Source organism: Vibrio fortis (assembly GCF_024347475.1).
GTDB classification, from domain to species: Bacteria; Pseudomonadota; Gammaproteobacteria; order Enterobacterales; family Vibrionaceae; genus Vibrio; species Vibrio fortis.
In genome coordinates this window covers 1,073,924-1,086,594 of sequence record NZ_AP025488.1, presented here as the reverse complement: position 1 = coordinate 1,086,594, position 12,671 = coordinate 1,073,924, and the positions used below count along the sequence as shown (strand labels likewise).

General features: G+C 43.1%; 11 protein-coding genes. 4 read left to right on the top strand and 7 right to left on the bottom strand.

Going from position 1 to position 12,671, the window contains the following annotated elements:
- Window positions 1-6 precede the first annotated feature (6 nt).
- Window positions 7-252 (bottom strand): DUF2164 domain-containing protein, encoded by a 246-nt coding sequence (locus OCV50_RS19330; RefSeq protein ID WP_261904303.1) that lies wholly within the window; start codon window positions 250-252, stop codon window positions 7-9.
- A gap of 196 nt (window positions 253-448) precedes the next feature.
- Here OCV50_RS19330 and OCV50_RS19325 point away from each other — a divergent pair, with 196 nt between their 5' ends.
- A complete protein-coding gene (locus tag OCV50_RS19325) occupies window positions 449-1,084 on the top strand; it encodes a hypothetical protein (RefSeq protein WP_261904302.1) in 636 nt (211 codons plus the stop codon).
- A 552-nt stretch (window positions 1,085-1,636) separates the two neighbouring features.
- Window positions 1,637-2,374, top strand: coding sequence for an EAL domain-containing protein (locus OCV50_RS19320; protein ID WP_261905239.1), 738 nt, complete (start codon window positions 1,637-1,639; stop codon window positions 2,372-2,374).
- A gap of 115 nt (window positions 2,375-2,489) precedes the next feature.
- Here OCV50_RS19320 and OCV50_RS19315 read toward each other — a convergent pair whose 3' ends face one another.
- Genes OCV50_RS19315 through OCV50_RS19305 form a run of 3 tightly spaced genes read right to left on the bottom strand, consistent with a single transcriptional unit; the run spans window position 2,490 to window position 7,689 of the window.
- Entirely contained in the window at window positions 2,490-5,549 is a 3,060-nt protein-coding gene (locus tag OCV50_RS19315; RefSeq protein WP_261904301.1) for an efflux RND transporter permease subunit, read from the bottom strand.
- The gene (locus OCV50_RS19310; protein ID WP_261904300.1) at window positions 5,546-6,601 is read right to left on the bottom strand and encodes an efflux RND transporter periplasmic adaptor subunit; all 1,056 of its coding nucleotides are present in this window, start codon (window positions 6,599-6,601) and stop codon (window positions 5,546-5,548) included. Before OCV50_RS19310 ends, OCV50_RS19315 begins: the two co-directional genes overlap by 4 nt.
- Window positions 6,601-7,689, bottom strand: coding sequence for an efflux RND transporter periplasmic adaptor subunit (locus tag OCV50_RS19305; RefSeq protein ID WP_261904299.1), 1,089 nt, complete (start codon window positions 7,687-7,689; stop codon window positions 6,601-6,603). Before OCV50_RS19305 ends, OCV50_RS19310 begins: the two co-directional genes overlap by 1 nt.
- Window positions 7,690-7,857: 168 nt before the next feature.
- Between OCV50_RS19305 and OCV50_RS19300 the strand changes: the two genes are divergently transcribed.
- Entirely contained in the window at window positions 7,858-8,610 is a 753-nt protein-coding gene (locus OCV50_RS19300; RefSeq protein ID WP_239840457.1) for a TetR/AcrR family transcriptional regulator, read from the top strand.
- 107 nt (window positions 8,611-8,717) lie between these two features.
- Here the strand turns inward: OCV50_RS19300 and OCV50_RS19295 are convergent, their stop codons facing one another.
- The 3 genes from OCV50_RS19295 to OCV50_RS19285 all read right to left on the bottom strand — a co-directional run bounded on the left by OCV50_RS19295 (window position 8,718) and on the right by OCV50_RS19285 (window position 10,883).
- The gene (locus tag OCV50_RS19295) at window positions 8,718-9,992 is read right to left on the bottom strand and encodes a DEAD/DEAH box helicase (RefSeq protein WP_261904298.1); all 1,275 of its coding nucleotides are present in this window, start codon (window positions 9,990-9,992) and stop codon (window positions 8,718-8,720) included.
- 66 nt (window positions 9,993-10,058) lie between these two features.
- Window positions 10,059-10,673: an acyl carrier protein phosphodiesterase gene (locus OCV50_RS19290; RefSeq protein WP_261904297.1), complete on the bottom strand. Its 615-nt coding sequence runs from the start codon at window positions 10,671-10,673 to the stop codon at window positions 10,059-10,061.
- A gap of 81 nt (window positions 10,674-10,754) precedes the next feature.
- Window positions 10,755-10,883, bottom strand: coding sequence for a hypothetical protein (locus OCV50_RS19285; RefSeq protein WP_261904296.1), 129 nt, complete (start codon window positions 10,881-10,883; stop codon window positions 10,755-10,757).
- Between the two features lie 472 nt (window positions 10,884-11,355).
- Here OCV50_RS19285 and OCV50_RS19280 point away from each other — a divergent pair, with 472 nt between their 5' ends.
- Window positions 11,356-12,579, top strand: coding sequence for an aromatic amino acid transport family protein (locus tag OCV50_RS19280; protein ID WP_261904295.1), 1,224 nt, complete (start codon window positions 11,356-11,358; stop codon window positions 12,577-12,579).
- Window positions 12,580-12,671: the final 92 nt, after the last annotated feature.

Below are 12,671 nucleotides of genomic sequence, written 5' to 3'. Positions count from 1 at the left end.
ATTTACTTATAACTCAACTACCTGTTCGATCTCGTACAGTTCATCACTAATGTCGAGCATCTTACGTTCCATCACCTTCTGTGCATCCTCAATTCCCTTGTTGTAATAGATCGCGCCAAATTTTTTGCTGATAAAATCAACAAGAAAGTCTGCGTCGAATTGACCAATCTCAACGTCAAGTTCATCTTGCAAATATCGTTGCAATACGTCCGTCATTTCTGACTTCTGTTTACCGTCTAACTCTATGGTCATCACTTCCTCGTAAGTATTTCTAAATATTGATAATTCATAAATGTTAAACGCCATCAGCGTGCTTACAACATAAAAATCGACAGACACCTTAATTTTGATAAAGCGATCAAGAACTGAGCCATTGCTGTTGGCAAATTACACAGTCATTACCTTATTATTCAGTAATCAACATTGTAGCCATGTATAAGGACATTCATTGTTATTAGATCTCGTGATACAGAGCATCAACCTTTTCCAAGAAGATTGTTTAAAGTTGTGCGAACATCACTACCCTACTGTCCACAATCAAGGAATCAGTGAGCATCACATTGGTAAGGCGTTTTCACGAAGAATGCAGCACACACTGCTTAGCTTTGATCATGAGAGTATGATTCACCCACTCGATATGCTGCCACTTAATGAAACGGCACGGCATTTTCGGGTCTCATCAGAGATTGGTACAGTTTGGGTAATCAGCCATCATATGGTGAGTGCAGGCAAAACTTGTCGAAAGAAACTTCTAGTAGATGTACATCTATGGCTTGGTGAATACGGCTACGCCATCCAGCCGAATGATCTTCTGATTATTGTTTCAGACCATTGGATCAGCCGCAGTAAACACAGCCGTGAATTATTGCATTGGTGGATGGGTGAATTGCCCGATGAGATTACAGAATACAGCCAACAAGGTATCACCTTGCAAGAAAGCGATTCACAATTTTCCTCAGCCTTAAACACCAACTTCGGGATAACCCCCTGCTTCATCAAATTTGCCCACCCATTAAAACGTTCAAATAATCAACAACTGGTGCGCAAGTACATTCAACTGTATGCGGTTATGCAATGGGTTTAGTTTAATCAACAGGATTAAATACTCACCTTGGTTCATAAATCGAAGAAATACACCACGATACAATATCGTTATTAGTTTGTTTGTTTATCATAAGCAAATATAGTGTTGATTTATTTCAGTTTTATTTTTAGGTAATAGCTCAACCTTTGGTGTGTGCTATTTATTTTTATTTCCATAAATTAGACATTGAGCCATAAATCAACAAAGAAATGATATTTTGATTGGTGCCGCAATATGCGATCGAAATATATTAAACCTAACTCTAGCATTGCGATGCATAACACATTGCTTGCTTGATATTTACACAGCAAATCACACAAATACAATTCATAACCAAAACGGATAAATGTAATTTTCAGTAGTTTATAATGTTAATTTGTTTTTATTTATTATGGATCGCGTTAATGCTTCTTTTATTAATTGACAATTTAACCACGCGTGTCAATATTGTGACACAAGGACTTATTTATCCCCTTAATGGATTATCTTTAACTAAGTATGATTTTATCTGACCGTAATGAATTCGTTAAATGCATCTCTGTTGATGATCAGATGCAATTTATTGCCAAGTACAAAAACCTTACTTTAAGAAGTGTTTATCAGCCCATTTTTAATGCAGAAATGCGACAAGTCGGTGTTGAAGCATTAGTCCGGATTACTGATGATCACAACCAAGCAATAAGACCCGATCACTACTTACACTCTGATGAAACATCCATTGACGACAAGATCAACGTAGAGCGCTTAAGTCGTGTTATCCACGTTCGTAATTTCGCTCAATCAACCTCTCGTCATTTGCAGCTTTTCCTTAATGTATTACCTAATGTCGGTGAGCTATTCGCAAACTCCAATGTGAGTGACAGTCTGCTAGCGAAGCGTTTAGTCGAACTAAATTTGTCGCCAGAACAGATCGTAATGGAACTGGTTGAACTCAACGCAGACAGCGAAGAAAGACTCAAAGCCGCGGCATGTTCATTAGCAGAAAATGGCTTCAAAGTGGCCGTTGACGACTACGGTACACAAGCCTCAAATGAAGGGCGAGTTCGACACCTCACACCGCACATCATCAAAGTAGATCGCTCTTTGATGCTAGAGTTTGAACAAGGTAATGCTACTCCTATTCATGACGTGATTGCTCTCGCTAAGTCCATCAATGCACAAACCGTTATCGAAGGCATTGAAACTCAAGAACAGCTAAACCTAATGAAAACAATGGGGTTTGATATGTACCAGGGATACTTTCTAGCGATGCCCGCTCAAATTGAGTTGGATGTTCAAATAGCAATCTAAGTCCAGACGTTCAATCTAGTCCTTATCCCCCTTTCATTCTAAAACAGTCAAGATCAAAAAAGCCCAGTCAATGTATAGACTGGGCTTGGCTAAAACGAATCGTTTATATCAATCCTTAATATCCCGCAGTGGACGGTTTGATTCTAAATAAGATGGCAAACATCACTGGCACTACGATTAAAGTCAGTACCGTCGCAAAGCCTAAGCCCGCCATGATGGTGATTGCCATCGAGCCAAAGAAAGCATCAAATACGAGTGGAATCATACCTAAAATGGTGGTCAATGCCGCCATTGAAACCGGACGTACACGACTGATTGCACTGTCTACTACCGCTAGGTATGGGTCTTTTCCTGTCTCTAATTCACTATTGATTTGGTCTAGTAGAACAATCCCGTTCTTCAAGATCATGCCACTCAAGCTAAGCAAGCCTAAGAATGCCGTAAAGCTAAATGGCATATTAGTACTCAATAACCCTATAGAGACACCGATGATGGATAAAGGCACAGTAAACCAGATAACTAAAGGCTTACGTACCGAGTTAAACAGCAACATGGTGATGATGAACATCAACAGATAACCCATTGGCAGAGAACCAAACAGTGAGTCTTGTGCATCTTTAGAAGACTCGTATTCACCGCCCCACTCAATGCTGTAGCCAGAAGGAAGCGCTAGTGCTTCAATTTTCGGTTGTACACGTGCGAACAAGCTTGCTGGTGTTTCATCTCCCAATACGTCATGGTCTGCCAATACAGTTAATGTACGTTTGCGGTTTTGACGCTGAATTAAAGGTTCTGACCATTGTAGTTCTACGCCATCAATAACTTGTTCAACCGGAATGTAAGTCTGTAATGATGGGCTCCAAATCTTCACATTGTTTAGTGATTCGAAGTCAAAACGCTCTTCTTCAGGCAAACGGGCAACAATTGGTAGCATATGAGTGCCATCGCGCAACAAGCCAATGTTGTAGCCGCCAAACGCCATTTGTAGTGTATGAGACAGATCAGCTTTCGATATCCCTAAACGGCGCGCTTTAGATTCATTGAATAGTGGTACCAACTCTTTAGTGCGTTCACGCCAGTCATGTCTTACGTTACGAGCACCAGGATCAGCGAGCAGGATATTTTCTACGTCAGTCGCAATCGTACGCAATTGATCTGGATCCGGACCAATAATGCGAGCTTCGATTTTTGACGCTGGAGATGGACCGAATTCAATCAGTTTGAACTGGAATGTTGGTTGTTCAAACTCAATCGCCAGTTTTTCATCCAGCTTTTCCAGTGTCGTGAACATGGTTTCGCGATCAGTCGTTCTTACCTGAAGCTGAGCGTAAGCTTCATAACTCTTTTCTGGTTGGTAAGTTAGGGCAAAACGCTGCATACCTTGACCCGCAGTCGTGGTCACGAACTCAACACTGTCCAGCTTACGAATGTAGCTCTCCACTTCCTCTGTTTGCTTGATGGTTTCACGGATATCGGTACCTTCAGGCATCCACATATCAATGTAAAACATTGGTGTGTTCGACGCTGGGAAAAACTGTTGTTTAACCATGCCAAAGCCCACCACCGATACCGCCAGTAGTGCAACCATGCTCGCCACAGTCAGCCAACGGAATCTCAGAGCAAATTTCAGCATCGCACCAAACACAACAAACAGAACACCTTTGTATGGGTCTTCGTCTGTACCTGTCTTGTCCTCTTCCTTGAGCATTAAATCGGCCAAGAATGGTGTCAGTGTTAGAGCTGTGATCCAACTTAGGAAAAGTGAGAAACACAATACCCAGAACAGTGAACCCATGAACTCACCAGTCGCATCTTTTGAGAGACCAATAGGAGCAAACGCTGTAATCGCAATAATAGTCGCACCCAATAGTGGCCATTGCGTTTGTGTCACGATGTCTTTTGCTGCTTGCAGCTTAGTTTTGCCCTTCTTAAGTCCAACCAGAATACCTTCGACAACGACAATGGCGTTATCCACCAGCATGCCGAGCGCGATGATTAACGCACCTAACGAAATTCGGTGCAATTCTACCTGGTTGTAGTCCATCAAAATGAAAGTACCAAACACCGTAAGCAGTAGAACTAAACCGATGATCAAACCGCTACGTAGGCCCATCGCAAACAGTAGAACCACGATTACAATCGCAACCGCTTCCACTAAACTGATGATGAAATCTGATACTGATTTATCGACTTCTTGTGCTTGGTTGTAGAAATAGTTCAACTCAATACCCGCAGGCTTGATAGACTCAAGTCGTTCGAGCTCTGCATCTAACGCTTGACCAATCTCAACCACGTTTACGCCAGAAGAGAATGCAATACCGATGTTGATAGCAGGCTTACCGTTGTAAGTAAGCACATTACCCGGTTTTTCTGCAATCCCTCTTGTTACTGTAGACACATCTTTGAGACGGATTAGGTTGCCCGTATCACGACCGTGGATAATCAGATTCTCGAGTTCTTCAACTGTGCTCAGCGTTCCGTTTGGTTTAATCGCAAGGCTTTGACCATTGAGCATCACTTCACCAGAAGAAACCACGCTGTTCTGTTGAGCAAGCAATGATGTCACTGTCGTCATATCTAGGTTAAGTGCCGCTAAGCGCTCTAATGACATTTCGACAAACAGTTGTTCCTGCTGATCGCCAGCGATACTGACTTTACCGACACCATCGACCAATTCCAGCTCGCGGGTGAGATAATCTGCGTACTGCTTTAGCTCAACATAGTCGTAGCCATCACCAGTCAGCATAAGCATCACGCCAAATACGTCACCAAAGTCATCAATAATCTGAACAGACTGCACGCCACTTGGCAGTGTTGGCTGGAGATCATTGATCTTGCGTCGCATTTCATCCCAGATCTGCGGAAGCTCATCAGGACCGTAGTCCATCTTCATACTAACCATGATTTGAGACATACCATCTGACGACGTAGAAGTGATCTTGTCGATATACGGCAGTTGTCGAATTTCTTTCTCTAATGGGTAAGTCAGCTCCTCCTCAACTTCCATAGAGCTTGCGCCCGGATAAGTAGAGATGATCATTGCATCTTTGATAGTAAATGCAGGGTCTTCTAAGCGCGAAAGGTTGCTAAAAGAGCTAACGCCACCAACAGCTAAAATAACCAGAAACAGCCAGCTAATAACTTTGTTTTTTATTGAATATTCTGCGATGTTCATTCTGCTTTTCCTGACAATTTCATACCATCACGTAGTTTGCGTAAGTTAGAGTTAATCAACTGTTCGCCCTGCTCTACACCATGTGCGACTAGCGCACCTTGGCCGCTGATTTTTTCCACCTCAACTAAGCTTTTGTAGGCTTGGCCGTCTTCAAGTTTCCAAACATAAAACTCATTGCTCGACGCCCCCGCTTGAAGCGTTGTCATCGGTAATTGATAACCTTGTACGTCGCTTAAACCAGCCTTTGCCATATCAACGTTGACCGTAACGCTGGTACCCGGCATAACGGGTGTTTCAAGTTGTGGCATCGACATCCAAAATTCGTACGTTCTCGACTGAGGATGTAACTCGCTAGTGTGCTCCAAATAAGTCAAAGGGTAAGAGCCCTCGATACCACCAAATGTCGCATTAGGACGATAAGTACTAGAGCGCATGTCTGGGCTAATCGCGGCTAAAATCGAGTCTGAAACCTGAATACGCACATACACCTTATCGTTTTGATAGAGGCTTAGTAGCGTTTCACCCGGCGTGGTGTTTTCAAACTGCTTTTTATCGACAGCAGAAACAGTACCTGTGAACGGAGCGTGTAGCTCGGTGTAACCCAGTGCTTGCTTAGCCGATGCCAAATTTGCAGACGCAAGCTTAAAGTTCGCTGTCAGTTGATCAAATTCGGACTTTGACAACATCTTGCTCGCAAACATCTCTTTGCCACGTTTTAGCTGCTTATTGGCGAGATCAAATTGAGATTGCGCATCCACCACATCTTGTCGGTAAGTATCACCGTCGATAGTCGCCAAAAGCTGACCTTTGTTAACCACATCACCAGCCTCTACGAACACTTGATCGATCTCACCAGCGATACGAAATGCCAAAGGTGTCAATTCTGCAGCCATCACTTGACCATTGAAGTTACGGTATTGCTCTTTAAGTGGCGCTTTCACTTCAAACGTTGATACCGTTAGTGTTGGCTGCTCTCGGTGAATGGTTTCGTTGTTACAAGCAGCAAGTGCAAGTGTTGACGTCACAACGACCGCTAATTTATTGAATTTCATTAAATGCCACCCTCACGCGTCCAAGCCTTCACTTGTTGTCCATCTACCAAAGCATCTACGCCCGCTTCAACAATCAGGTCGCCGCCAATGAGGCCACCAACAACACGACCATTTTCATTAAGTGCTACCGTCACTTTTGAAATCATTTTTGATACCGGGTCATAGCGCCATAACTCGCCTTGGGCGTCTTGTTTACTTACCCATGCCGAATCAACGATACCGATGCCGTTTTCATCAGAGGACTTTTGGACCTCAACCTGAGCGGTCATACCTGAAAGTAGATTAAGCTCTGCTGGTTTTTGAATAGAAACAACCGCTCGGTAACTATTGGTATCTTCATCCGGTTGAGTTGATATCTCTTTAAAGCGTGTAGGAATACGGATACCACGGTGACTGTCCATCACTACCCACATATTGGATTGAACAAAATCTGAAATGCTACGATCTTCTAATTTGGCAACGGGTACAGAAAAGGTTACGTCCATAGCACCATGATTCAAGATGTTAAGAACAGGCTGTTTTTCACCGATAACTTGGTGCTGTTTGCCAAAGACCATAGACACAACACCATCAAAAGGCGCGACTAGCTTGGTATACCCTAAATTGGTCTTCGCTTGCTCAAGCTCTACACCAGCAGCTGTGTAGTTGTTCACTGCTTGGTCGTAGTAATCGGTGCTCACCAGCTTCTTAGCATAAAGTTCTGAAGCTTGTTGGTATTGGCTGTTTGCAAGATCGTACTTAGCTTGTGCTGCATCGAGTGCAATTCGGAAATCTGTAGAGTCTAAAACAACCAGTGTCTCGCCCTTTTTCACATCTTGTCCCATGCGGACAGCAAAGTTTTCGATCTGGCCACCCACTTGAAAAGAGAGCGCAGCTCGATCAGTAGCATCGACTTTAGCGATATAGCTATCGAGTTCCACGTCCGTCTGTTTTGGGATTTCCAAAAGCTTAACTGGCTTGATAACCAGTTCATTTTCTTCGGATTGTACTTTGTTACATCCGGTCAAAGAGCTCGCTAAGAGTACGGCTGCTACAACCGCTCCTAGTGCCTTTACCGGTTTGGCTCTGAAAGATGATTTGGACTGCATTAAGCGGCTCCATTTAATTATTATGATTTACTACACAGGTGTGCAGTATATTTAAATAAATGAAATTGACAAGCTTTACTTTCCACCTGTGCAGTATTTTTTATTTCGGTGAAAACAGTGTAGAATTGGAACATCATCCTAATTTGCGAAATGACAATGACAGAAAAAATGACGTTGACTGAAAAGAAGCAAGGCCGTCGAAGTGCCAAAGATGCTGAAGAGACACGTTTTCAGATCATGACCATTGCGGCAGAGTTGTTCTGCGACCACGGCTACGAACGTGTTTCGTTACGTAACATCAGTGAAAAGGCGGGCGTTTCTCACAGCTTGATCCGTCATCACTTTGGTAGCAAAGAAAAAATCTGGCACGCGATTAGCGATTCCTTGCATGCGTATTTTCAAGCTTACATCGCTAAGATCATGCAGGAATTGCCAAAAGATGTAGCGCCGAGTGTCACGCTGTATCTGTTCTCAATGCGACTGTTCACCAATATGATCCACTCTCGTAGACCGATGCAGCTGATTTCAGACTCGGTTCGACAAGAAGATAACTTGGTCGACTATTTCATTGATAACGTCGGTGATGTGGAACATGAGATCAACATGCTCGCAGATGAATACAACGCAGCTTATCCAGAACACCCAATCAATATTTATGAAATTAAGTGGCAGATGATCATTTATGCCAACGCAGCCGTTTGCCTTACGCCTTTCATGGAAAGTACTTGGAATGAGGGTGATATGGTTGCGACGCCAGACGAAGCTCTAATGAATCACTGGCAGATGTTCAATAAACAGATGATCAACACTTACAAAATTGACGATGAGTGGATTCTGAACCCAACAAGTCTTGAAGAGCTGATTTACGAAGTGCCTTGTGTATGGAAATGCAGTAACGGTGAAGTAAGAAACGCGGAGTAACTCGAAAGTAACTCAGTTTCACATTAAACAAAAAAAGGCGCTGTGGGTACTCACCCAAAGCGCCTTTTTAGTAATCCTTAATTAGTTGAGCTCATTGAACAACTCAATTAACGGCGAGCCTTACCACGGTTTTGGTGGATTTTAAGTTTAGCTTTCATTTTGCGTTTTTCAGAAGAACGACTCTTACCACGGCGGCCTGTACGTTCTGGCTCAACCTCTTCAATTAAGCTCGGCTCAAACCCTTGTAACCACTCTTGTGGTAGACGTTTATCAAGCAAACGCTCAATCGCCTCAAGTAGGTACTCTTCGTCTCTGCTCATGAGAGAAACGGCCAATCCTGTATTACCAGCGCGCCCTGTTCGACCAATGCGGTGAACATAGTCTTCTGCTTTGTACGGCATATCGTAGTTCACAACTTGTTCCAGTTGTTGAATATCAATACCACGCGCCGCAACATCAGTTGCAATCAGAGCACGTACTTTGCCCGATTTGAAATCATCAAGCGCTTTTTGACGAGCACCTTGGCTTTTATCACCATTGATTGAAGCCGCTTTAATTCCATCTAATTTCAGCTCTTTAACTAGCGCATCTGTACCTTGCTTAGTCTTAGTGAATACCAATACCTGTTGCCAGTTTTTAGAACCAATCAGGTAAGCCAGAAGTTCGCTTTTACGCTTTTTGTCAACTGAGTAAACCATCTGTTTTACCGTTTCAGCAGTACTGTTCGTCGGCGTTACCTGGATCTCGCAAGGGGACTCCATCATGCGATGCGCAATAGATTTGATCTTATTGTCGAACGTCGCAGAGAAGAACAGGGTTTGACGAACATCATTCATGCGCTTCAAGATGCGTTTAATATCTGGCATGAAACCCATATCAAGCATGCGGTCTGCTTCATCAAGTACCAGCACTTCTGTCTGGCTTAACATGATATTCTTAGTAAACATGTGGTCAATCAGACGGCCAGGTGTCGCGATGAGAATATCTGCTCCTGCCTTTAGATTGTCGGTTTGCACTTTCATGCTTGTACCGCCGTAAGCAACGACAATTTTAAGATCTGTCCCCTCAGCGTAGCTGGTAATGTTGTCGAAAACTTGTTGTGCAAGTTCACGAGTTGGCACCAGTACCAAAGCTCTTACCAATTTAGGATTGGGAATCACGTTATCTTGGCTAGCCAATAAACGTTGAATGATTGGTAAACCAAACGCCGCGGTTTTACCCGTACCCGTTTGAGCACCTGCCAGTACATCTTTGCCTTCTAATACGAGTGGGATTGCCTGCTCTTGCACGCTTGTCGGTGTTGTAAAATTTAGCGTCTGTAATGTAGACAGCAACTGCTCCGAAAGACCCAATTGTTCAAAAGTTTGGTTTGTATCAGACATAAAATGATGCTCAAAGAAGAAATAGGCGCGGATTGTAGCAAACCCAAATGAAACTGTTTACCTTTGTCATTGATTTTTATTTGCTAACATTTCAATTTGCTGTTTTCGATGCTGCAAAGCACGTTCAAGCACGTCTGGATAGAGCTCACAAAAGTGACACTGCAACTTATCGTAGTTATTGGAAAGATCACCAAAACACTCTTTCAGTGCCGCAAGTCTGGGTCTTCGCAAAGACATTCTCTCTAATACCATTTCGATAGAATCCATGGATTCGTAACTCTCTAACCAGCGTTGCTGCGCCATTTTCTGGTGAATCATCACAAAGTTCTCGGGCCAGTGGGACTCAGAATCTCGACTGATCTTGTTATGTGATATTTCACAAAACTGTTTAAGTGAAGAGTCAGAATACTCAGACCAATTTGTCGCCAAACAGTGATCCCAAAATACATCGAGTGCGATTGGAGCAAATCGTTGGGTCTCTTTTTTGAAAAGGGATTTAGCCTGCCGGGAGATGGCATGAGCATCTGTGTAACTGTCGACGAATCGATGCAATCGGATACCGTCAGCTAAAGATTGCGAATAGTGCTTTGAAGGATCGCCTTTAACGAAATCACCAAGTAAGTTACCTGCTAAGTCGCTACTGCAATGGTTGGCGATATGAAGATGTGCAAGAAAGTTCATTGAACCTCATTAAAGTCGAACCGATTGGAGAACATAGTAAACGTACTCCCTAATCTTAGCTAACTTTAATGAGGACGGAGGTTAGTTTGACGAGCTAAACATCTCTTCAGCTAGTTGTTGAACAGCCTGCTCGTAATCAGAAAGGTCAATGCCAATTTCCATAGCATCTAACAGTTCAAGACTTTCGTCATTAAAAGATTGGTCACTCATAATGTGCCCTTCTATTCCTTATCATGGGCTTTTGCCCTTACAACTAAGTGACTCCATATTGTGCGTAAAATATGACAGATTTATGAAGACACTCCGTGTTTCCCAACTATTTTCAATGCGCTCATTTCGAGCAGCACACCTCTGTTCTAAATCGGCATTCGCGCTATAGGATCCATATCTCCGAGTTGGGTCGCGCGCCCACACTATTACTGGTCAAGTCGCACCGACTCAATCTTTTCTTTATCAAACTATGAATCAGATCATAGATAAACGATTGCTATGCGCCTTTATGGAACTCTTCAAACCTTAGTGTAAATATAAATTTACAGTGGATATAAAAAATTACATTTAGTCTTGCATTCATTGATAAAGTCCCACAAAATGCAGCCAATCCAATATTATTACAGGCTATGAGCTTTTCAATCAGTGCATATGCCAAGTTAAAACACCATAACGTAAAGAATTATATACAATGACTAAATCAAAGGTTTTCGGTAGTACTTTGATCATCGCAGGCACCACTATTGGTGCAGGCATGCTCGCACTTCCTCTCGCTTCTGCTGGTATCGGCTTCTCTACATCACTGGTCCTTATGCTCGGTCTATGGGCACTGATGGCATTCACAGCGCTATTGATGGTTGAGCTACATCAATTTGCAGACTCAGACGCGACGCTACATACATTGGCGCACAATATTCTGGGTAATAAAGGCAAATGGATAGCAAGCTTTGCTGTTATGTTCTTATTCTACGCATTATGTGCCGCATACATTGCCGGCGGTGGTGCGCAATTCAACCAACGCGTAATGCAACTAACCGGCTTAGAGATCAGTAGCCAGATTACGACACTGATTTTCACTATCATCGTTGCCACAGTTGTAACGATAGGCACTCACAGTGTAGATAAAGTTAATCGAGTTCTATTTGGATTAAAGCTGGTTGCTATGGTGTTGGTGCTTAGCTTTCTTGCACCAAACGTTACATCGCAATACCTATTAAGTATGCCTCTACAGCAAGGTTTGATTGTGGCAGCGATTCCAGTGGTATTCACATCATTCGGCTTTCACGGCAGTATCCCTTCTATCGTGCGCTACTTAGACGGTGATGTTGGCTCATTGCGCAAGGTAATGATTGTTGGTTCTGCATTACCGCTTATCATTTACGTGTTTTGGCAAGGCGTTACGCTGGGTGTTGTTAGCCAAGAACAACTACTGAACGATTCGAGCCTAGGCGCGCTTTTGGTGTCACTATCTGAAACAGTACATCAGTCAAACCTAGGTATGATTGTTGGGGTCTTCGCTGATCTGGCGCTGTTAACATCCTTTATCGGCGTGAGCTTGGGTTTGTTTGAATTTATGGGCGATTCGCTCAATGACAAACTAGGCCAAGGCAAACGAATCAAAACGGCACTGGTTACTTTCGTTCCACCACTTGGTTTTGCTCTGTTCTACCCACAAGGCTTTATCATGGCGCTTGGATACGCAGCGATTGCTCTTGCTGTACTCGCAATTCTGCTGCCAACGATCATGGTCTACAAAGTACGCTTTACTCAAGAACAGAAATCACCGGGTTCCACCAGCGTCGTATACCAAGTCGCAGGCGGCAAATTGGCACTGTTTATGGCTGGGACAGTCGGTATCATCATCATTGCAATCCAAATGATGATTTCAGGTGGTTTATTGCCTTCTCTTGGCTAAATTGATGAATTTATCAAAAGTAATTGATCTAAGTCTCAATTATAGAAATTGATTATCATTTGATTTCATAAACACTCGACGCGCGTCACATA

Excerpts from the sequence above, each read along its gene's own strand:
- OCV50_RS19330 (WP_261904303.1), bottom strand. The coding sequence starts at position 252 with ATGACCATAGAGTTAGACGGTAAACAGAAGTCAGAAATGACGGACGTA.
- OCV50_RS19320 (WP_261905239.1), top strand. The coding sequence starts at position 1,637 with ATGCAATTTATTGCCAAGTACAAAAACCTTACTTTAAGAAGTGTTTAT.
- OCV50_RS19315 (WP_261904301.1), bottom strand. The coding sequence starts at position 5,549 with ATGAACATCGCAGAATATTCAATAAAAAACAAAGTTATTAGCTGGCTG.
- OCV50_RS19310 (WP_261904300.1), bottom strand. The coding sequence starts at position 6,601 with ATGAAATTCAATAAATTAGCGGTCGTTGTGACGTCAACACTTGCACTT.
- OCV50_RS19305 (WP_261904299.1), bottom strand. The coding sequence starts at position 7,689 with ATGCAGTCCAAATCATCTTTCAGAGCCAAACCGGTAAAGGCACTAGGA.
- OCV50_RS19300 (WP_239840457.1), top strand. The coding sequence starts at position 7,858 with ATGACGTTGACTGAAAAGAAGCAAGGCCGTCGAAGTGCCAAAGATGCT.
- OCV50_RS19295 (WP_261904298.1), bottom strand. The coding sequence starts at position 9,992 with ATGTCTGATACAAACCAAACTTTTGAACAATTGGGTCTTTCGGAGCAG.
- OCV50_RS19290 (WP_261904297.1), bottom strand. The coding sequence starts at position 10,673 with ATGAACTTTCTTGCACATCTTCATATCGCCAACCATTGCAGTAGCGAC.
- OCV50_RS19285 (WP_261904296.1), bottom strand. The coding sequence starts at position 10,883 with ATGAGTGACCAATCTTTTAATGACGAAAGTCTTGAACTGTTAGATGCT.
- OCV50_RS19280 (WP_261904295.1), top strand. The coding sequence starts at position 11,356 with ATGACTAAATCAAAGGTTTTCGGTAGTACTTTGATCATCGCAGGCACC.